Annotated in this window: 18 protein-coding genes; 10 read left to right on the top strand and 8 right to left on the bottom strand. The window is 59.2% G+C overall.

The window, feature by feature from the left end; all coding sequences use genetic code 11:
* Window positions 1-15 precede the first annotated feature (15 nt).
* The gene (locus VB780_RS17455) at window positions 16-387 is read left to right on the top strand and encodes a cupin domain-containing protein (protein WP_323352449.1); all 372 of its coding nucleotides are present in this window, start codon (window positions 16-18) and stop codon (window positions 385-387) included.
* On the opposite strand, the gene VB780_RS17450 is transcribed toward VB780_RS17455, so the two are convergent.
* On the bottom strand, window positions 388-588 hold the full coding sequence (locus tag VB780_RS17450) for a hypothetical protein (protein WP_323352448.1): 201 nt from the start codon (window positions 586-588) through the stop codon (window positions 388-390). It lies immediately after the preceding gene.
* Window positions 589-883: 295 nt separating this feature from the next.
* Here VB780_RS17450 and VB780_RS17445 point away from each other — a divergent pair, with 295 nt between their 5' ends.
* The 5 genes from VB780_RS17445 (at window position 884) to VB780_RS17425 (ending at window position 8,503) form a co-directional block, all read left to right on the top strand.
* A complete protein-coding gene (locus VB780_RS17445; protein WP_323352447.1) occupies window positions 884-2,854 on the top strand; it encodes a long-chain fatty acid--CoA ligase in 1,971 nt (656 codons plus the stop codon).
* 113 nt (window positions 2,855-2,967) lie between these two features.
* The gene (locus VB780_RS17440; protein ID WP_323352446.1) at window positions 2,968-3,417 is read left to right on the top strand and encodes a YlqD family protein; all 450 of its coding nucleotides are present in this window, start codon (window positions 2,968-2,970) and stop codon (window positions 3,415-3,417) included.
* Window positions 3,418-3,537: 120 nt separating this feature from the next.
* Window positions 3,538-4,848 (top strand): dihydrolipoamide acetyltransferase family protein, encoded by a 1,311-nt coding sequence (locus tag VB780_RS17435; RefSeq protein ID WP_323352445.1) that lies wholly within the window; start codon window positions 3,538-3,540, stop codon window positions 4,846-4,848.
* A 2-nt stretch (window positions 4,849-4,850) separates the two neighbouring features.
* Window positions 4,851-6,275 (top strand): amidase, encoded by a 1,425-nt coding sequence (locus VB780_RS17430; RefSeq protein WP_323352444.1) that lies wholly within the window; start codon window positions 4,851-4,853, stop codon window positions 6,273-6,275.
* A gap of 389 nt (window positions 6,276-6,664) precedes the next feature.
* Complete coding sequence (locus VB780_RS17425; protein WP_323352443.1) at window positions 6,665-8,503, top strand: SLC13 family permease; 1,839 nt, start codon at window positions 6,665-6,667, stop codon at window positions 8,501-8,503.
* A gap of 100 nt (window positions 8,504-8,603) precedes the next feature.
* Here the strand turns inward: VB780_RS17425 and VB780_RS17420 are convergent, their stop codons facing one another.
* Together VB780_RS17420 and VB780_RS17415 are read right to left on the bottom strand one after the other, a co-directional pair.
* Window positions 8,604-9,149, bottom strand: a complete 546-nt coding sequence (locus tag VB780_RS17420; protein WP_323352442.1) for a late competence development ComFB family protein — start codon at window positions 9,147-9,149, stop codon at window positions 8,604-8,606.
* A 160-nt stretch (window positions 9,150-9,309) separates the two neighbouring features.
* On the bottom strand, window positions 9,310-9,522 hold the full coding sequence (locus VB780_RS17415) for an Hfq-related RNA-binding protein (RefSeq protein ID WP_323352441.1): 213 nt from the start codon (window positions 9,520-9,522) through the stop codon (window positions 9,310-9,312).
* A gap of 263 nt (window positions 9,523-9,785) precedes the next feature.
* Here VB780_RS17415 and dapF point away from each other — a divergent pair, with 263 nt between their 5' ends.
* On the top strand, window positions 9,786-10,634 hold the full coding sequence (gene dapF, locus VB780_RS17410) for a diaminopimelate epimerase (RefSeq protein WP_323352440.1): 849 nt from the start codon (window positions 9,786-9,788) through the stop codon (window positions 10,632-10,634).
* Window positions 10,635-10,674: 40 nt separating this feature from the next.
* On the opposite strand, the gene VB780_RS17405 is transcribed toward dapF, so the two are convergent.
* From VB780_RS17405 to VB780_RS17390, 4 genes are all read right to left on the bottom strand, one after another.
* Window positions 10,675-11,337: an HAD family hydrolase gene (locus VB780_RS17405; protein ID WP_323352439.1), complete on the bottom strand. Its 663-nt coding sequence runs from the start codon at window positions 11,335-11,337 to the stop codon at window positions 10,675-10,677.
* A gap of 92 nt (window positions 11,338-11,429) precedes the next feature.
* The gene (gene gcvP / locus VB780_RS17400) at window positions 11,430-14,381 is read right to left on the bottom strand and encodes an aminomethyl-transferring glycine dehydrogenase (protein WP_323352438.1); all 2,952 of its coding nucleotides are present in this window, start codon (window positions 14,379-14,381) and stop codon (window positions 11,430-11,432) included.
* Window positions 14,382-14,512: 131 nt separating this feature from the next.
* Entirely contained in the window at window positions 14,513-15,415 is a 903-nt protein-coding gene (locus VB780_RS17395) for an alpha/beta hydrolase (protein WP_323352437.1), read from the bottom strand.
* A gap of 116 nt (window positions 15,416-15,531) precedes the next feature.
* Entirely contained in the window at window positions 15,532-16,215 is a 684-nt protein-coding gene (locus VB780_RS17390; protein WP_323352436.1) for a retropepsin-like aspartic protease, read from the bottom strand.
* A 429-nt stretch (window positions 16,216-16,644) separates the two neighbouring features.
* Between VB780_RS17390 and carA the strand changes: the two genes are divergently transcribed.
* From carA to VB780_RS17375, 3 genes are all read left to right on the top strand, one after another.
* On the top strand, window positions 16,645-17,808 hold the full coding sequence (carA, locus tag VB780_RS17385) for a glutamine-hydrolyzing carbamoyl-phosphate synthase small subunit (RefSeq protein ID WP_323352435.1): 1,164 nt from the start codon (window positions 16,645-16,647) through the stop codon (window positions 17,806-17,808).
* Between the two features lie 129 nt (window positions 17,809-17,937).
* The gene (locus VB780_RS17380) at window positions 17,938-18,417 is read left to right on the top strand and encodes an STAS domain-containing protein (protein WP_323352434.1); all 480 of its coding nucleotides are present in this window, start codon (window positions 17,938-17,940) and stop codon (window positions 18,415-18,417) included.
* 28 nt (window positions 18,418-18,445) lie between these two features.
* Window positions 18,446-18,904 carry a Mini-ribonuclease 3 gene (locus VB780_RS17375; RefSeq protein ID WP_323352433.1) on the top strand — a complete coding sequence of 153 codons (459 nt, stop codon included), beginning with the start codon at window positions 18,446-18,448 and terminating at the stop codon, window positions 18,902-18,904.
* 6 nt (window positions 18,905-18,910) lie between these two features.
* Here VB780_RS17375 and recQ read toward each other — a convergent pair whose 3' ends face one another.
* Entirely contained in the window at window positions 18,911-21,127 is a 2,217-nt protein-coding gene (recQ, locus tag VB780_RS17370; RefSeq protein ID WP_323352432.1) for a DNA helicase RecQ, read from the bottom strand.
* Window positions 21,128-21,163: the final 36 nt, after the last annotated feature.

Raw genomic sequence — 21,163 nt, 5'->3', positions numbered from 1 at the left:
GCTACTGCCGCTGCCATGCTGATTCGTAAACTGCTCGACTGCCCCGAATTTGTGGCCGGTGACGGCACTCAGCTGCGAGAGCTGCTGCACCCCGACAAGCAAGATCTCGATCTACGCTACAGTTTGGCCCATGCCACCGTGCCGGTGGGGCAGGTGTCTACCCCCCACGCCCTGACCACCTCTGAGGTGTACTACATTCTGGCGGGGCGGGGAGACATGTCGATCGACGGCGAAACGAGCCCGGTCGAGCCAGGGGATGCCGTGTACATTCCGCCTCAGGCCCGTCAGTACATCCGCAATACAGGGGATATCCCGCTGGTATTTATTTGCCTGGTGGATCCTGCCTGGCGCAAGGAAGACGAGACGGTGTTTGAGGCGGCTGAGTAGCTAGCGCTTTGGTCTCAGACGTAGAGCGTTCCAGACCGTGTGGGATGTCCAGAAGTCTTTGACCCGCTGCCCCAGGCTGCGGCGAGATGATTTGAGGCTACAGCGTCTGAGCTGCCCTAGCAGTTGGGCCAAGGCGGCGTCTCCCTCGGCTAGCTGGGCGGCCAGGCAGTGGGGCTTGTTTTGGCAAGAGGTGCACAACATGAAGCGTTGAGTCTCGCTGGACTCGAATACAGAACTTGGCGGGACGGTGTCAGCGGTGGCTGGGCCGTCTAAACCCTGACTATCTATATTTTGCGTTGCCAAACGATAAAAGCTGTTCGTGATGAGCTGAATATAGTCTGAAGGTTGGCGATCGCCCCCCACCTTCCACGAATGCAATTTCTGGCCAGCTCAATTTGTGGAAGGGCCAATGTTAAGGCCCATAAGCTTTAGGGCTAGCCTTAGACCAGGCTGCGGTAGGATTACCGCAAGCTTTTCTAAACTTTTGGTGGCCGCCATGCCCGTATCCACAACTGCATTGCAAGAGGTGCGACAGCGCGATCGCGCCTGCCTAGAAGCCCACAACCCCTACGAACGGCTCCAGGCACTGCACGAAATCTGGCCGATTGTGGCCGAGAAATACGGCGATACGGTGGCCCTCAACGACCCCCACTACAAGCCCGCGGCCACCCTCACCTATCGCCAGCTGTGGGAGGCGATTCGCACCTTTGCCAGCGGGTTGCAGGCTCTAGGGGTCGAAAACCGCGCCCACGTAGCCCTGTTTGCCGACAACAGCCACCGCTGGTTCATTGCCGACCAGGGCATTATGACCGCTGGCGGCATGAACGCTGTGCGCAGCGCCACCGCCGAAACCGAAGAGCTGGTCTATATTGCTGAGCACAGCGAGAGCACGGTGCTAGTGGTGGAAACCCTGGCGCTGTTGAATCGGCTGCGCGATCGCATCGAAACCCTGCCCATTCCCCTGGTGATCTTGCTGTCGGATGAAGAACCGCCCGAGGGCGATCGCCTCAAGATGCTCAACTTTGGTCAGCTGATGGCTTTGGGAGCTGAGCACAGCTATACCCCGGTGGCGATCAAACCCGAAGACACTGCCACATTGATCTATACCTCCGGCACTACGGGCCAGCCCAAGGGGGTGATGCTCAGCCACCGCAATCTGCTACACCAGATCAATACCCTGGGGTCGGTGGTGCAGCCTGAATCGGGCGATCGCGTGGTGGGCATTTTGCCCTCCTGGCACAGCTTTGAGCGCACCGCCGAATACTTTTTGCTGTCGCGGGGCTGCACCCAGACCTACAGCAGCATTCGCCACCTCAAGGCCGACCTCAAGGCCACCAAACCCCAGTACATGGTGGGGGTGCCTCGCCTGTGGGAGTCGATCTACGAGGGAGCGCAAAAGCAGTTTCGCGACCAAAGCCCCGGCAAGCAAAAACTGATCTTCACCTTTTTTGGCCTGAGCCAGCGCTACGTCGAAAACCTCTGGCGCTACCAGGATATGAAAATCGACGAGCCCGACCTGCCGTCGCTGAAACGCTTAAGTTCGGGGCTGGCGGCTCTGGCTCTGTGGCCCCTGCACCAGCTGGGCAAAAAGCTGGTCTATGACAAAGTCAGCGAAGCCACGGGGGGACAGGTCAAGCAGCTGATCAGCGGCGGCGGCTCGTTGGCCCGACACATCGATATTTTCTTTGAAATCATCGGCGTACAGCTGATCGTGGGCTATGGTCTCACCGAAACGGCCCCAGTGCTCTCGGCTCGCCGACCCTGGCGCAACCTGCGCGGGGCAGCGGGGCAGCCCATTCCCTTTACCGAAATCAAGGTGGTGGATCTGGAAACTCGCCAGGAGCTGCCCCAGGGTGGCCAGGGCCTAGTGCTGGCGCGGGGGCCGCAGATTATGGAGGGCTACTACCGCAACCCCGAGGCCACCCGAAAGGCGATCGACCCCGAGGGCTGGTTCGACACGGGCGACCTGGGGTGGATCAGCCGCGACGGCAACGTGGTGCTCACCGGGCGAGCCAAAGACACCATCGTGCTGACCAACGGCGAAAACATTGAACCCCAGCCCATCGAAGACGCCTGCATTCGCAGCAAGTACATCGACCAGATTATGCTGGTGGGCCAAGATCAGCGATCGCTCGGTGCGCTTCTGGTTCCCAACCTAGATGCGCTCCAGGGCTGGGCCGCCAGTCAGTCGCTATTTGTGGCCATTCCTGGCGACACCACGCCGGCCCCCGCTGACTGCACCGCTATTACCCTCGACGACGAGCGAGTGCAGAAGCTGTTTCGCGATGAGCTAGGCCGCGAGGTGAAAGATCGCCCTGGCTATCGCCCCGACGATCGCGTCGGCCCCTTCCGCCTGGTTCTCGAACCTTTCTCCATCGACAACGGCCTGCTTACCCAAACCCTAAAAGTCCGCCGTCCCGTGGTTACGGCCCGGTATCGCGATATGATTGACGCGATGTTTGTGTAGCTGTAGGTGGTGTAAAGACTTCACTAACCTCAGCCACATCCGGTGGATATAGTCCGGCCACGGTGCTCGCTGGTCGTAGTCGGTATTGTGATTTCTTTATTGCGTCAAAGATTATGGATGAGAATCAAACGCTGCTGCTCAAGCGAGTGGTCAACATCAAAGCCATCGTGACCCCCCTGTGGAAAGAAGAGGCGCAGAAGCAGCTCCAGGCCCAAATCAACCAGGTCGATGGTCGTCTGCAACAGCTCGAAATGCAGGGCCAGCGCATGGTAGCCGAACTGCAAAAACAGGCCGAGGGGCAGCCCACCAGCGGCACCCTTCAGCAGCAGATGGGCAATATTCAAAATCAGCTCAACCAGGACAAAAGCAAGCTGCTCCAGCAAAAGAACCAGAGCCTACAGCAGCTCCAGGAAGTGCAGACCATCGCGGTCGATGCCGAGGTGGAGCAGGGCAAGGTCGAGAGTTTTTTCAATGTCTCGGTGGGCGATAATCTGGTGCGCAAGCTCCAGGTCGAAATTTTGATCAAGGACGGCGTCATTCAAGAGATTCGCGGCGAACTCTAATGCCAGGATGTTCGCATGTTTTAGCGTTCGCACGTTCTGAGGGTTCAGCCTTGGGGATAGAATAAATCCTTGGCATCTCTGCTGCTCTGTCGTTTTAACCCTGTTTCGGAAGTCACCTCCATGATTCGCGAAGTTTTCATGCCCGCCCTCAGCTCAACTATGACCGAAGGCAAGATTGTGTCTTGGGTCAAAGCCCCCGGCGATCGGGTAGAAAAAGGCGAAACGGTGGTGATTGTCGAGTCCGACAAGGCCGACATGGATGTGGAGTCGTTCCACGAGGGCATTTTGGCCGCCATCGTGGTGGAGGCGGGCGGTACGGCCCCGGTGGGTGAGGCGATCGCCCTGCTGGCCGAAACCGAAGCCGAAGTCGAATCGGCCAAACAGCAGGCCGCCGCCAAAGCCGGTGCCGCCGGAGGTGACTCTGCCCCCAATGCCGAAGCCGCTGCCCCGGTGGCCGTGGTCGAAGCTCCGGCCCCTGCCGCTCAAAACGGGGCCTCCTCCGGCAGCCGCAGCGGGCGGGTGGTGATTTCGCCCCGCGCTCGCAAGCTGGCTAAAGATCTCAAGATTGACCTCACTACAATTCAGGGCAGTGGCCCCCACGGTCGCATTGTGGCCCAGGATGTGGAGTTGGCTGCAGGCAAAACCCCGACCTCCCCGGGCCCCGTGGCTACGCCCCTGGCGGCGGTAGCGCCTCCGGTGGCGGCAGCCCCGACTCCCGCTGCCCCATCACCGGCCCCGGCTCCCAGCGCGGCACCCCTGGGCCAGGTCGTGCCCTTCAATACCCTTCAGCAGGCTGTCATTCGCAATATGGTGGCCAGTCTGGCGGTGCCCACCTTCCATGTGGGCTACACCATCACCACCGACAATCTCGATGCTCTCTACAAGCAGATCAAATCTAAGGGCGTGACCATGACCGGGCTGTTGGCCAAGGCCGTAGCCGTCACCCTGCAAAAGCACCCGCTGCTCAACGCGGGCTTTACCGACCAGGGGATTCAATACCACTCAGGCATCAACATCGCCGTGGCGGTGGCGATGGAAGGCGGCGGCCTGATTACCCCGGTGCTGAAGAATGCCGATCAGTCCGATATCTACTCGCTCTCGCGCACCTGGGCCGATCTGGTAGCGCGATCGCGCTCTAAGCAGCTCCAGCCCGATGAGTACACCTCGGGCACCTTTACCCTGTCGAACTTAGGCATGTTTGGGGTCGATCGCTTTGACGCGATTTTGCCACCGGGGCAGGGGTCAATTTTGGCGATCGGGGCCTCGCGCCCCACGGTGGTCGCCACCGCTGACGGCCTGATGGGCGTCAAGCGCCAGATGCAGGTCAATATCACCTGCGATCACCGCGTCATCTATGGAGCCGATGCCGCCGCTTTCCTCAAGGATTTGGCCAACGTGATTGAAAACAATCCCCAGTCCTTAACCCTGTAGCCATGAATTCAGTCGATCTTGCCTTCTTGCCCGCCCTCGAACAAGCTCGGCTGATTCGCAACAAAGAAATCTCTCCTCTAGATCTCACCGAGAACTATCTGGAGCGCATTGAGCGGCTCAACCCTTCCCTGGGAGCCTACGTGACGGTGATGGCCGAGCAGGCTCTGGCCGATGCCAGGGCTAAAACCGAGCATTTGGTTAGCAATCCTGAGGATTTGCCGCCGCTGTTTGGGGTTACGGTATCGGTCAAAGACCTCAACCCGGTGGAGGGCGTGCCCTGTGCCTATGGGCTGAGGGTGGCCTGCGATCGCATTGCCCCCCAAGACGACTACATCGTCAGCAAGCTGCGCCAGGCGGGGATGATTATTCTGGGCAAAACCGCTACCTCGCAGCTCGGGTCGCTGCCCTACACTGAGCCGCCGGGGTTTCCCCCCGCCCGCAATCCGTGGAACTTAGATTACACCCCAGGCGGATCCAGCGGTGGCGGGGCAGCGGCTCTGGCCGCGGGGCTGTGCGCCATTTCCCAGGGGTCTGACGGGGGCGGATCCCTGCGCGGCCCGGCCTTTTGCTGCGGGCTAGTGGGGATGAAGTCCTCCCGAGGGCGGATCAGCTTTTCACCCGTGGGGGAGCGGCTCAACGGGCTGGCCGTAAATGGCCCCCTGGGGCGCACCGTGGCTGATACAGCAGCTCTGTTGGATGTGCTAAGTGGATATGAATTAGGCGATCCCTACTGGCTGCCCGATCCAGAGCCATCCTTCCTCGCTGGGTTGGCGACGCCGCCTAGGCCGTTGCGAATTGGCTATGCTACTCGGCTGGATCCTATCGGTGAGGTTGACCCTATCTGTCGTCAGGCTATCTATGAAACGGTGCAGCAGGTCGAAGACCTGGGCCACAGCGCCGAAGAAGTCACCTTTCCTGACCTGGAAGCCTTAATTGAGCCCTTTGTGGTGTTGTGGGAATGCGTGCTGACGGAGGTAGGCGTGCCCTGGATCGTGATGGAAAAGATGAACCGCTGGCTCTACTGGCGGGCCTGGCGGATCAACAGCGGAGCTTATCTGCAAGCGGTGGCCAAGCTACAGATCATGGCCCGCCAGATCGTCCAGTTTTGTCACCCCTACGACGCGCTGATCTTGCCGGTGTACATGCACCCAACGATCAAAGTGGGCGAGTGGAAGGGGCTGCGATCGCCCAAAATCCTCGCCAACGTCATCAACTGGGTGGCCCCCTGCCCACCCTTCAATGCCAGTGGCCAGCCCGCTCTGGCCATTCCTCGGGGCTTTGCCCCCAGTGGCGTGCCCATTGGGGTGCAGCTAGTGGGTCGCCCCGCCGATGAAGCGACTCTGCTGGCCCTGGCAGCGCAGCTTGAGCGGGTTAGCCCCTGGAGCCATCACCGCCCTGCGTTTGCCACCGAGGCGGATGGTATCTAATCCAGATCAGAGTGTTTGGCAGGTTAGATATCGCTGTTGCTGTTTCAGTCGTTGACTTGGGCTGATGCTAAGTCGAGTCAATTCGTACTGCTCTCGCTGTTAAAATGGGCGGAGTTGAGAGTCTACTTCGCTTCAAAATGAATTTCACGGCAATTGCCCTCCGCTTTGATCGTCGCTCTGTAGCCCCTTTGCAGTGGTTATAGATCTGATTGATCGATAGAAAAACGGGCAGCTTCAGCGATCAAACTGGCGCGATCGCTTCATTTCCCCCTGTTTAGGGTAGTATCCCCGGTTAGCTTTTTATGGAATACGATCCCCTCCAGGATAGGCAGCGGCACAATACATTTTTGGTCAAAAAAACGGGTCATAAAAGTCTCCTGATCGCTGCTTTGGCCATTGGATTGGCCATCGCTGGGGGGGGTGCCCTGGGCCTAGGGCTGGTGACGCTGCCGGACCAGCTGACCTGGGGGGGCTGGTTAACGATTGGCGTGACGCTGGGCGCTTTTTTGCTCAACGCGCTGACCCCCCTGCCCGCCGATGCCATTTTTTTGGCGGCCCTGGCCATTTTGTTGCTGACGGGGGTGCTCGATACGGCTACCGCCCTGGCCGGATTTAGCAACCCCGGCATGATGACCGTGGGCGTGCTGTACATTGTGGTCGCCGGGCTGCAACAGACCGGGGGGCTAGATATGATTTCGCGCGCGGTGCTGGGGCTGCCCAAGGGGCAAACCACGGCACTGCTGCGGCTAATGCTGCCGGTGCTGGGCATGAGTGCCTTTCTCAACAACACGCCGATTGTGGCCATGTTTATACCAGTGGTGAGCGACTGGTGCCGCAAGCTGCGCATCAGCCCCTCTAAACTCATGATTCCGCTCAGCTATGCGGCGATTATGGGGGGCATGTGTACGCTGATTGGCACCAGCACCAACCTGGTAGTCAACGGGCTGCTGGTGTCTGAAACCGACTACCCCGGCCTCAAGCTGTTTGACCTAGTGCCAGTGGGGGTGCCCTGTGCGATCGCCGGTACCCTAATGCTGGTTTTAGCCCAGCGCTGGCTGCTGCCCCAGCGCAAGCCCGCCATTGCCGATACCGACGACCCCCGAGAGTACACCGTCGAAATGGTGGTCGAAGACCACAGCCCCCTGGCAGGTAAAACCGTTGAACAGGCCGGGCTGCGCCATCTGCCGGGGCTATACCTAACCGAAATTCAGCGAGGGGGGCGGCTGTTGACCGCTATTGGCCCCCAGGAGATACTGCAAGAGCAAGACCAGCTTGTGTTTGTGGGCATGGTTGACTCGATTGTGGATCTCAACCAAATTCGAGGATTGCAGCCCGCTACCGACCAGGTGTTTAAGCTCGATACACCCCGCACCGGGCGTACCCTGGTGGAAGCCGTCGTGTCGAACACCTGTCCTCTCGTAGGCATTACCATTCGTCAAGGCAAGTTTCGCAGCCGCTATGGGGCAGTCGTACTGGCGGTGGGCCGCAATGGCGAGCGCCTATCGGGGAAAATTGGCGATATTCGATTGCAAACCGGAGACACATTGTTACTGGAGGCCAACCCCTCATTTTTAGAAGAGCGACGGGCCTCCCGCGATTTTTATCTGGTCAGTGAGGTGCCCAACTCTGACCCTTTGCGCCACGATCGCGCCCCTATGGCCCTGGCCATTTTGGTGCTGATGGTGGCCCTGGCGACCTCTGGCTGGATGGATATGCTCAATGCCGCCACCCTAGCGGCGCTGCTGATTGTGATCACCGGCTGCTGCTCATTTCAGCAGGGGGTGCGCACCATCGACTGGTCGGTGCTGCTGGTGGTAGCGGCGGCTCTGGGGCTAGGCAAGGCGCTGGAGGTCACCGGGGCCGCCGCCGTGCTGGCGGGTGGGGTGCTGGGCATGGCTGGCGACAATCCCTGGGTGGCCCTGGCCATTGTCTACGGTGTGACCACCCTTCTCACAGAGATCATCACCAACAACGCGGCGGCGGCGGTTGTATTCCCGATCGCCCTATCGCTGTCCCAGAGTTTGGGGGTGAGTTTTATTCCCTTTGTGGTAGCGCTGATGATTGCCGCTTCGGCCAGCTTTAGCACCCCGATTGGCTATCAGACCAACCTCATGGTCTATGGCCCCGGCGGCTATAAATTTACCGATTTCATGCGGGTGGGCATTCCCTTTAACCTGGCTTTTTGGGTGCTGACGGTGCTCATTACCCCACGGGTATACCCGTTCTGACCTGCAAAAATAAACCAGGGCCTAGATCTACTGTTTGGCGCGATCTAGGCCCTGGTCAAGGAATTGTGGAGGGAGAAGGGCCATTTGCCTGGGATGGCCGTTATGCCTTGGGCGCTGGCTCAAACTTGTGGGCGTGGTCTTGCAGCAGCGAGCTGACTTGGTTGAGCACGTTGTCGCCAGTTTTCTTTTGAATGGTCTGGCGTTCGGGGTAGAAGTCGGGCTTGTCGAGGTTGCGAGAAATCGCCTGCTGTACCTGGTCGGCGATTAGCGCAGACAGCTCGCCTCGGGCGCTTTCTCGCTGGAAATTGGCTCCTTCTTCGGTGGTGGCATAGAGGGGCGGCAGCCGGTTGAGGGCGTAGGCCGCGATATCGCCTAAATCAAGGGTTTTATCGGAGGTAGACTCAATCTCGGCCACCCGCGAAATCGCCTCGGTCAGCACCAGTTCTTCCATTACATTGATGAACTGCTTACGGGGCACAGCCACCACTTCGCCGGTTAGCAGGGCACCCATTAGGCGATCGAGGGCCATGTATTCTTCAATGGAAAGCTCGGCAGCGGTGTCGCAAATGCGACCCACTTCGGCCTCCATGGCGGGAGTGAGGTAGCCGTCTTGTAGGGCTTGTTCAACAATTTTTTCGATAGTCATTTGGCCAAAAGCTCCATAAAACTGGTGGATTAACGGCTTTTACTGAAATCAGGGGACGGGGATATCAACAGGGGTAGGCCTCCACCCAGGGTTATTGTGCCCCAATCAATTCGGCAGACGACAGGCAGGTGTGAAGACTGCTTAGGGGCGCAAGGCCGAACTAAGAATATTTCAGGAAGCCAATGGCCTGCTTCCAAATTTGGTGCTTGCTTTGGTCGTCGGTTTGTACGCAGATGCATTGAGGATCTTGCCAAACGACACGACCAGTAATAACGTCGCCGGTGATGAGTTTGACCTCAATAGGGGCGTTATCGCGAATTAGATTTTGAACCTGGCGCACGCTCGGCAACCCGGTGGCAAATTCTTGAGACATGGTGCTAGGCCACTGAACTTATGCTGGTCTTACGGTACCCCGTTTGGCCCGGCTAGGTTACAAGGGGAGGGAATTTGTTAAGGAAGGTGAGGGGACGGGGGAGGTGAGGCAGGTGAGGCAGGTGGGGAAAAGCGATGTCCAAATTTTTCTGGCCCTCCCATTTTCCTAGTTCCTCTTATCCCCCTTACCCTCCCCATCTCCCCTACCCCCCATCTTCCCAATTTGGCCGATAATTAAGGCTCACTCATTCAGCAACGGCGACTATGGAATTTAGCAAGTACCACGGCTTGGGCAACGACTTTATTTTGGTGGATAACCGTCACCAGGTGGAGCCGGTGATGAGTCCTGAGATGGCGGTGCAGTGGTGCGATCGCCATTTTGGCATTGGCGCTGACGGGGTGATCTTTGCGCTGCCTGGGCAGGGGGGCACTGACTACACCATGCGCATCTACAATTCCGATGGTTCAGAGCCGGAGATGTGCGGCAACGGCATTCGCTGTATGGCCAAATTTTTAGAGACGCTGGAAGCCGCTGATGGCAAAGCGCCCCAGGCACCCCATACCTACCGAGTTCACACGCTGGCGGGGCTGATTTCGCCCACTCTGCAACCCGATGGTCAGGTGACGGTCGATATGGGGCCGCCCTATCTGCTGGCGCAGGAAATTCCCACTACCCTGGGGGCAGCTGAGGACAAGGTAGTGGCTGTGCCGCTGACGGTAGCCGAGCAAACTTGGGAAGTGACCTGCGTCAGTATGGGGAACCCCCACTGCATTACATTTGTGGAGGATGTGGCGGCGATCGCCCTAGAGACCCTGGGCCCTCAGTTCGAGCACCACAGCGCGTTTCCCCAGCGGATCAATACTGAGTTTATTCAAGTCATGCGGCCCGACTATCTCAAAATGCGAGTGTGGGAGCGGGGGGCAGGCATTACCCTGGCCTGCGGTACCGGGGCCTGTGCCTCACTGGTGGCCGGGGTGCTGAATTGGCGGTGCGATCGGGCCGCCACGGTCGAGCTTCCTGGTGGACCCCTCTACATCGAGTGGTCAGCCGCCGACAATCGGGTCTATATGACTGGCCCGGCGGAGTTGGCCTTTAGGGGCACCAGAGCCTAGGGAGCTGGCAGGCAGTTGAGCGGGTGGTGACGTAGAGAAACTACCCAATCACGGGTCGCTTGACTAAGATGCCGTGCAGCCCAGCGGCTTTGGCTCCTTCAAAATCGTCGGTTTTGCTGTCGCCGACGTGCCAGGCTTGGCTAGCGTCGCAGCGATGCTTTTGCAGGGCGGTGGCAAAAATTAGCGGGTCGGGCTTGGCTGCCCCGGCCTCAGACGACAGTGTGACTGAGCTGAAATAGTTGGCTAGGTTGAGTTCTTCGAGCACCTGATACAGGCGAGTGTCGAAGTTTGAAATCACCCCCAGAGTGATGCCGCGTCGCCGCCAGCGATCGAGGGCCGGGGGCACGTCGGGATAGAGTTCCCAGGGGGCGGCGGTGGCAAAGTGGGCGTAGAGATCGGCAAAAAAGCTGTCGAAATCAACGAAGCGATCGAGCACCCCGGCACTGCTAAAGGTCTGCTGGGCAATCACCCGCCACCAGCGATACTCTTGCTCGGGCACCGTAGCGGGGTCGCTATCGGGGAAAGCCATTTCTGGAGCCGCTCTAAAGGCCCGGAAAAACGCCTGATTTAAGATCGCAGGGTCGACCCCAATGCCGTGGTGCTGGGCTAGGTCGGCATAGACTGTGCCCACGCTGCCCGCCACCCCAAACAGCGTGCCAACCGCATCTAAAAAAATCACCCGAGGCTGCGGAGAATTAGCCATTATGTTGAACGTCTAGCAACTGAACAGCTTTAGCTTAAAGGCAAAGCCGTGGCTTGCAGCGAATTTGAAGAATTTCCAGAATGAGAAACCCCTTAGGCTTCGCTGTAGGCATCCATGCCGATGCAGGAGCAAATCAGGTTGCGATCGCCATAAGCCTGATCAATCCGGTTCACCGCTGGCCAAAACTTGGCGCTGCGGGTAAACGGGGTCGGAAACACCGCCTGCTCTCGGCTGTAGGGGCGATTCCAGTCAGATACTAGATCGATCGCCGTATGGGGCGCGTTTTTGAGCAGGTTATGGTCGCGATCGCTCTCCCCAATCTCAATGGCGCGAATTTCTGCGCGAATGGCGATCATCGCGTCGCAGAAGCGATCGAGCTCCGCCTTAGACTCGCTCTCGGTGGGTTCCACCATCAGCGTGCCCGCCACCGGCCACGACATAGTCGGCGGGTGAAAGCCATAGTCGATCAGCCGTTTGGCCACATCTTCTACCCCAATATCCGCCGACTTTTTGAAGGGGCGCAGGTCGAGAATGCACTCGTGGGCCACCCGCCCGTTCTGCCCGGTATAGAGAATGTCGTAGTGTCCGGTCAAACGCTGGGCAATGTAGTTAGCGTTGAGAATGGCGATTTCTGTGGCTTTTGTCAGCCCCGCGCCGCCCATCATGGCAATATACATCCACGAGATCGGCAGAATACTGGCGCTGCCCCAGGGGGCCGATGTCACCGCGCCAATGCTCTGGTCGCCGCCGACTTCATTCACCAGACTGTGCCCCGGCAGGTAGGGCACCAAGTGACTCTTCACCCCAATCGGGCCGACCCCTGGCCCGCCGCCGCCGTGGGGAATGCAAAAGGTTTTGTGCAGGTTGAGGTGGCAGACATCGGCCCCAAAGTCGGCGGGGCGGCAGAGTCCTACCTGGGCATTCATGTTGGCCCCATCCATATAGACCTGACCGCCATGGGTGTGGATGATGGCGCAGATTTCGGCAATGCCCGCCTCAAACACCCCGTGGGTGGAGGGGTAGGTGACCATTAGGGCCGACAAATTCTCGCCGTGCTTTTCGGCCTTGGCCTGGAGGTCGGCCACATCAATGTTGCCGTCGTCATCGCAGGCGACAGGCACCACTTTCATACCCGCCATCACGGCGCTGGCGGGATTGGTGCCGTGGGCTGACTGAGGAATCAGGCAGACGTTGCGGTGATGGTCGCCCCGCTGCTGGTGATACTCACGGATTACCAGCAGGCCGGCGTATTCGCCCTGAGCCCCAGCGTTCGGCTGGAGCGAAATGCCGTCAAACCCAGTGATTTCGGCCAGCCAGGTTTCTAGATCGGCAAACAACTGCCGGTAGCCCGTGGTTTGCTCAGCGGGTGCAAAGGGGTGAATCTGGCCAAACTCCGGCCAGGTGACGGGCACCATTTCGGCGGTGGCGTTGAGCTTCATGGTGCAGGAGCCCAGGGGAATCATTGCCGTCGCCAGGGAGAGATCCTTGTTTTGTAGGCGATAGAGGTAGCGCAGCATCTCCGTTTCGGAGTGGTAGCGGTTGAAGGTGGGGTGGGTGAGGTAGGGGGTGGTGCGGGACAGGGCGTGGGGGAGTGAGGAGGTAAGGGAGTGAGGGGGTTGGGGTAGGTTTGAATTTTGAATTTCGAATTTTGAATTGGAATCGCCAATGAAAACGGTGATCAGGTCTTGGAGATCGGAGTCGGTGACTGTTTCATCGAGGGCGACGACGAGGGTTTGGGCATCAAGCACGCGCAGGTTGATGCGGTGGTCGGCGGCGCGGGCGAGGATGGCGGCCTGGGCATCGCCTACCGTAACCCGTAGCGTATCGAACACGGGTTCTTTGCCCAGTTCAAAGCCAGCTTCGGTGAGAGTGGCAGCGAGGGTTTGGGTTTGGTGGTGAATGCGGGATGCGATCGCCCTCAACCCCTCTGGCCCGTGATACACCGCGTACATGCTGGCCATGATCGCCAGCAGCACCTGGGCAGTGCAAATATTGCTGGTGGCGGCGTCGCGGCGAATGTGCTGTTCGCGGGTTTGCAGGGTGAGGCGCAGGGCGGGGCTGCCGTAGGTGTCTTTAGAGACGCCCACCAGGCGACCGGGCAGCTTGCGGGCAAAGCTGTTGCGGGTGGCAAAAAAGGCAGCGTGGGGGCCGCCAAAGCCCAGCGGCACCCCAAAGCGCTGGGTGTTGCCGACCACAATGTCGGCTCCAAACTCACCGGGGGGACGCAGCAGGGTCAAGCTGAGCAGGTCGGCGGCGACCGTGACTAGGGCGTGGTTGGCCTGGGCCTGGGCCACAAAGTCTGCGTAGTCGTAGATCACCCCATCGGTGGCGGGGTATTGCAGCAGCACCCCAAACACCGGCATATCAAAACTAAAGGTTTGGTGGTCGCCCACAATGACCTCAATGCCCAAAGGCAGGGCACGGGTTTTGACCACGTCGATGGTTTGGGGATGGCAGGCGGCAGAGACCCAAAAGGTTTTGGTGGCTTTTTGCTTGCGGGCATTAAAGGCCAGGGTCATGGCCTCGGCGGCGGCGGTGCCCTCGTCGAGCAGGGAGGCATTGGCAATTTCCATGCCCGTGAGATCAGTCACCAGGGTTTGGAAGTTGAGCAAGGCTTCAAGCCGCCCCTGGGAAATTTCTGGCTGGTAGGGGGTGTACTGGGTGTACCAGCCGGGATTTTCGAGCACATTGCGCTGAATCACCGCTGGAGTGAGGGTATTGGCGTAGCCTAGGCCCAGGTACGATCGCCACACTTGATTTTGGTTGGCCAGCGCCTTTAATTGGGTCAGCGCCGCCGCCTCGTCTAGCCCCTGGGGGAGATCGAGGGCGTGGGGTAGCCGAATCTCCGCAGGCACAGTGGCGTCAATCAACTCATCCAGAGTGGCGTAGCCCAGGGCTGCGAGCATTGCCTCGGCGTTGTCAGTGGTTGGCCCTAAATGGCGGGCTGCAAAGGGGCTGAGAGGGGCGGTAGGGGCGGTGCCGTTGATTTCTGAAATGGCGGTTTCGGCAGTCACGGTGCTGGTCTGGGGAAAAAGTTGCGTCATACCCGTTTGCGGATGGCTCCAAAGTGGTTAGGGTTGCCTCGATCGCGCCCAGGATCTAAGCGCCTCTTTATTCATATCTTGAAACATTGGCGATAAATTTGCTGCCCCATTGGCACGATCCGGCGGAATGATCAGTCAGTGGGGGCTAGTTGGGCGACAAAGGGGGCGATCGCCGCCGCCGTCTCTCGGGGCTTTTCTAGGTGGGGCACGTGGCCGCACTGGGGAATCCAGACTAGCTTACTGTTGGGGATCGCGCGCTCGAACCGCTGCGCGTCCTTCGTGCCCAAAATTTTGTCCTGCTCGCCCCAAATCACCAGGGTCGGGCAGGCGATTTCAGAAATTTTAGCCGTCAAAAAGTTGTAGCCGCCGCTCTTGGTGAAGGCAATCAGCGCCTCCTTCCAGCCGGGGCACTGGAGGTGCAGGGCGGCGCACAGTTCGGCATCGGCGGTGACGAAGGTTTTGTCGAAGTAGGCCTGACGGCTAATGCTGCGCCGCACCCTGGGGTTGCGCAAAAAGGCCGTGGCCCAGCTATCCAGCGGCGGCACCATCAGATTGCCCATGGCGGGGCCAGCGGCAAAACCAGCGGCATCGATCAGCACCAGGCCAGCTACGGCCTCAGGATAGGTCAAGGCAAAGTCGATGGCGGCGGCACCGCCCATAGAGGCTCCGACTAACACCACCGGACGGTTGATCTGCTGCTGCCAAAAGCTGTGCAGGTGCAGCTTGATCGCCCCTGGCGAGAGGTTGGGGATGAGCGCGCGATCGCTAAACCCAAACCCCAGCAAATCCACGGCCCAGGCACTGGGATCCAGCAGCGGCAGCAGACGGCGAAACTCAAACAGCGAGCTGTCAAAACCGTGGATCAGCAGCAGAGGCGGGGTGCTGGCGGCATCCCCAGCGGCCACATAGGCGGTGGGAATAGGGGTTTCAGTCAGCGATGTCTTGACTGCCGCTAGCTGCACCCTCGTGGCCAAATCAGTGGAGGTCAATTCGCTCAGGGCGGCAGCGGCGATCGGTAGCACAGACACGGTCATAACACTCAAAGGAATGGGGAACCTGCTGCATGATCGCACGAATATCTGCGCCCTGGGCAGTCCAGGATTTCGAGGATTTGGGGGTTCGGCCTTAACGTTTCAGCCTCGAACCCTTTTCACTGATGCAGATGAATCATGTGAGAGCCGATGGCAATGCCGTACTGGCCGTAGATGTCTTGGCCCAGCAGGCCATAATTGCCGCCGATCGCCACCTTGACCTGCTCCCGCCGCAGGCCGCCCAGTTCTACCGCATTGACAAGGCCAATGGGCAGGGTGACTACGCTGCCGTCGGCAATTCTGGCCTGGGTTTCGCCGACTATGGTGACGCCCACTGCCTGGGCCATTTCAGCAGTAATTAGAGTGCCGGTCGCGCCCGTGTCAAACAGCATCGGAAACGTCTGGCTGCCGGTGGATGCCTTCAGGGTCACGGCGACGACCGGCGTGCCCCCCTGCCGCCGCTGAATGGGAATTTGGGCGGCCAGGCCAGCGGGCAGGGCTGGGGCAGCTGCGATCGGGGCCGGGGCGGGCACTATGCTGCCCGTGGCCCGACGCTGGGCGCTAGCCAGGTGCTGCTTATACTCTTGGGCCTTGGTCTTAGCCTGGGCCTGATTAGGGCTGTTGCTCGGCACTTGCTCCATCAGGGCGATCGCCTGCTGCCAGCGGCTTGCCGCCAGTTGCCAATCGGCTGAGGACTGAGCTGACTGGCCAATGGCTACAGCGCTAGTCGCTCGGTTGACGGCTTCGCGAAAGGTGTCGACGGCCTCTGCTGGCGGAGCAGGTGCTTCAGTCTGGCTCGGCATGGCCGATAAAACCGGCTCACTTGCCTGATCGATCGGCGATGCAGAGGATACCGATGGCCCTGAGTCTTGAGCAAGACCACAGCCTGCCAACCCCCAAACGGCTAGGCCGAGAGTTAACCATCTGCTCGTTGGGAGTCTGCCCATAGTCATTACTCCACTGCCCCAAACGCGGTACTGAGACTCAGAATTCCCTGCCCGACTACGGTTGTAGTCATGGGCTAGACCCATCGTAGTTCACCTATCCGATACGAAGAGGGTTGAGGGTTTGGGGTTTAAGGGTTAGGCCATGGTTCTAAACTCTGGACTTGACCTGAAAAATCTTGTTCACCCCCAAGACTTTGGCCCAGCGAGATTTAATCTCAATGTAATAGCTGAAAGTTGACCTTTGGTCTTAGGATAATAGCGATTCTTAGCGCTGAGCAAATCGCCATGGTTTTTCCTGATGCCCCCCCCGCAGTGCTTGTATTGGCCGATGGCTCGGTGTTTCGGGGCTGGTCGTTTGGGGCACCGGGCACCGTGATGGGCGAGGTGGTCTTCAATACCGGCATGACGGGATATCAAGAAGTCATGACCGACCCCAGCTACTGTGGCCAGATAGTCACCTTTACCTACCCCGAGCTGGGCAATACCGGCGTTAACCCCGACGATGAGGAGTCAAGTCGGCCTCATATCAAGGGGGCGATCGCCCGCAACATCTGCGAAATTCCCAGCAACTGGCGCTCGACCCAGTCGCTGCCCAACTACCTCAAGACCCACAAAATTCCCGGCATCTTTGGCATCGACACCCGCGCCCTCACCCGCAAGCTGCGCACGGCAGGGGCCATGAATGGGGCCATTTCTACCACCGTGCTCGACCCCGAAGAGCTGCTGCGCCAGCTGCAAGACGCGCCTTCGATGGCTGGGCTCAATCTGGTCGATCAGGTGACTACTGAGCAAGTCTATGAATGGAGCGAGGTTACTGAAGATGCCTGGGCTTTTGGCCCTACCGCGCCAGGGCCAGGCGATGGTGCTCCGCTCACCGTGGTCGCCGTTGACTTTGGGGTGAAGCGCAATATTCTACGCCGTCTAGCCAGCTACGGCTGTCGGGTAATTGTGGTGCCCGCCAGCACCACCCCAGAGCAAATCATGAGCTATCAGCCCGACGGTATTTTCTTGTCCAACGGCCCGGGTGACCCGGCAGCAGTGACTAAAGCTCCGGAGCTGGTGCAGGCGCTGTTGAATCATTCGCTACCCACCTTTGGTATTTGCATGGGCCACCAAATTCTCGGGCTGTCCCTAGGAGCCTCTACCTTCAAGCTGCGGTTTGGCCATCGGGGGCTAAATCAGCCCTGCGGCCTGAATCGTCAGGTCGAAATCACCAGCCAAAATCACGGCTTTGCCCTAGACGCTGCCTCGATTCCTGACGATACGGTGGCTGTGACCCATCTGAATCTCAATGACCAGACCGTAGCCGGGCTAGCCCACAAGACCCTGCCCCTGTTCTCGGTGCAGTACCACCCAGAGGCCAGTCCTGGTCCCCACGATGCCGACTACCTGTTCGCAAAATTTGTAGATACCATGCGAACCCACCGCCAGCAGCAGTTATCGGTTTAATCAGACGACTTTAAAAGCGCCAATTGACGGGTTTTTGCATCAGGTTGGCAAAATTTAGCCAAACCGCTATATGCTATCTGTCTACGGTAGGGCAATGGCCCGGGCTCTGGTTCAGGTCTTGCTTGGGTTATGGGCTCTGGGGTCAACCGGTCGGGGTACGGTTTCACCCCTTGCGGTCAACAGTATCCTGACCTATATTTAACGTCGAATCGGAGCACAAGGAGGTTTCCCATCGCTGAATCTCTAACCCTGACCGTAAGCTTACGAGGCACCCGCGATGTCAGGGGAACCTATCAACTTTTTCGCCTCACGGGCCTGTTAGACGCCTTCTCAGAACCTGCTTTTCGCAAGGTGATGACTAAGTATGTCGAAGCGGGACCGAACAATATCATTTTGGATTTGGCAACTATCGACTTCGTCGATAGCTCTGGCCTTGGTGCCCTGGTGCAGCTTGTCAAAAAAGCAACCACTGAAGGCGGTACGGTGCAGCTAGTGACCAACCCCCGCGTGACCCAAACCGTTAAGCTGGTGCGCCTTGAGAAGTTTCTGTCGCTACAGCCCTCGGTGGAAGATGCGATCGCCAATCTCGAAAACCCGCCCAGTGAATAAACTCAGCCCTCCGTTAGTCTAGCTGGAGGTGGCTGAACTGCCCTCCGAGATGTCTGCCAGCCTGCAAGGGCTGCTCCAGTTCAGCGCCCATAGCTCTGCCATGGGCCTCACCCCAGAGCAGGTCAATGCCCTATCCCCCGTAGCCCTTGCCTATATCGGCGATGCGGTTTACGAACTCTTTGTGCGGGGCATTTTTTTGCTGCCGCCCAAGCGGATTCAGTCGTTTCACCAGCAGGTGGTCAACCAGGTGCGGGCTGAGCAGCAGGCTCACCAAGTACAGCAGATCTTGCCGCTGCTTACCGCAGCCGAACAAGACCTATTGCGTCGGGGCCGCAATGCCTCGTCCCGTGGGCCTCGACGGGTTGACAGCCAGATTTACCAGCAGTCCACCGCCTTTGAAGCCCTGATCGGTTATCTGTATCTGACCGATTCGAGCCGTCTAGTAGAGCTCCTGAGTACCTTAGATCTGTCAGCTACATCCCCTTAGAATTCGCTAGGGCTGCTGTTCCATTTGCCAGGCGGCACGCACTAGGCGAATATCTTCGTAGCTAAAGGTGGGGCCGAGGCGATCGCGCATTTCCGTCAGCGACCCATTCTTCATTTCTGTTAACACATCAACAATGGCCCGCTGGCGATCGGTGCTGACCAACTGATCGATATCCACTGTCTCACCCTGGCGAATCAACTGTTCTAGATGACTGGCGACGGTGGTAGCTTTAAGCCCGCGCTGGGCGGCAATCTCCTCGATAGACAGCCCCTGGCGGTGAAGTTCCAGCGTTTGTCGGTGGGTATCGCCCACGGTCTGGCGGCGTTCCTTCGCCGGGCGTGAGCGGCCCCGCGCGGCTCCGGGGTCAGACTCTAACCCGTAGTCGGCGCAAAACTGCCGAATGGCATCGGTAAACACCTCGCCATACTGGGCCAGCTTGCGGCTGCCCACCCCCGACACCTGACCAAAGGCTGCCATGGTTTGGGGCCGAGTTTGGGCCATCTGCCGCAGGGCCGACTCTGGAAAGACCACGTAGGGGGGAACACTCTGCTGATCCGCCAGTTTTTTGCGCAGGGCTTTAAGCACGGTTAAGAGCTGAGCTACCTCAGGGGTGTCCTCAATCGTGGACGCTTCGGCAGGGCCAGGGGTAAAGTCCTTGGGTACGGCTACTTCTACGGAAATTTGCTTGCGCAGCACCTGCCAACTGGCGGCATTGAGTTTGAGCACCGGGTAGCCATCGGTAGTCTCATCGACCAATCGCTGGTGGAGGAGCGATCGCCCCAAAAGCCGCCACTCATCCACTGAGCGTTCTTTACCAATGCCGTGGGTCGAGAGCTGGTCGTGGCGCAGATCCAGAATCTTCTGCTTTTTTGAACCCCGCAGCACGTCGATGATGTGGGCCATGCCAAAGCGCTCCTGACAGCGGGCCACGCAGGAGAGAAACTTCTGGGCCTCAATCGTCCAGTCCTCCACTGGCGGCGGGTTGGTGCAATTGTCGCACTGGTGACAGCGCCCCTCTACGTGTTCGCCCAGGGTTTCGCCAAAGTAGCTGAGCTGCACCCGGCGGCGGCATACCGTGGTTTCGGCGTAGTCCACCATTTGGCGCAGCTGCTGACGAGCAATGCGCTGCTCGGCTTCGTCGGGCTTTTGGCCAATCAAATACTCCGCCGTCGCCACATCGCCGTAGGCCAGGTATAGGGTGCAGTGGGCCGGTTCGCCGTCGCGCCCCGCCCGCCCGCTCTCCTGGTAGTAGCCCTCAATGTTGCGAGGAATGTCGTAATGGATCACAAACCGCACATCCGGCTTGTTGATGCCCATGCCAAAGGCCACCGTGGCCACCATCAACCGCACATCGTCGCGAATAAACCTCGTCTGGTTTTCCCGCCGCACATCGTCCGCCAGCCCCGCGTGGTACGGCAGCACCGACTCACCATCCTCCGTTAGGCGCTGAGCCAGCTCATTGACCCGCTTGCGGCTGAGGCAGTAAATAATCCCAGACCCCTCGTGCTGCTTGACCTGCTGCCGCAGCTCCAGATAGCCGTCGCGGTTTTTGGGGCGCACCTCGTAGAACAGGTTGGGCCGGTTAAAGCTAGATACCTGGATTAGGGGGTCACGCAGCCGCAGCTGTTGGGCAATATCCACTCGCACGCGCTCGGTGGCGGTGGCCGTCAGCCCCATCACCCCAATCTGCGGAAATTTTTCCCGCAGCACCGACATCTGCCGGTACTCGGGGCGAAAGTCGTGCCCCCACTCCGAGACGCAGTGGGCTTCATCGATGGCAAAGCCGCTCACCCCCACCGTTTGAATCAGCTGGCCCAGCAGCCCAAAAAAGCCTGGACTCATTAGCCGCTCGGGTGACACATAGAGCAACTTGATTTTCCCCGCCAATAGATCGGCTTCTCGCTGACGAAGGGTGGCAAAGTCGAGAGAACTGTTCAGGCAGGTGGCGGCTACACCGTTGTCGGTCAGGCTATCCACCTGATCCTGCATTAGGGCAATCAGCGGCGATATCACCACCATGACTCCCAGCTTGAGCAGGGCGGGTAGCTGGTAGCACAGCGACTTGCCGCCCCCCGTGGGCATAATCACCAGGGCATCCTGGTTTTTCAGCACCGCCTCGATTACCGGGCGCTGCCCAGGCCGAAACTGGTCGTAGCCAAAATAATGTTTTAGGGCTGTCTCCAACGAAGGAAACGCCGCTGTGGGTGATGCAACCCCAACCATAGCCAACGCTCAGAGAATGATCTTCGTGCGTTCAAG

The sequence above is a fragment of the Leptolyngbya sp. CCNP1308 genome, from assembly GCF_034932455.1.
Taxonomy (GTDB): domain Bacteria; phylum Cyanobacteriota; class Cyanobacteriia; order Phormidesmidales; family Phormidesmidaceae; genus Nodosilinea.
The sequence above is the reverse complement of the archived record's forward strand: the minus strand, read 5'-3'. Positions and strand labels throughout refer to the sequence as shown.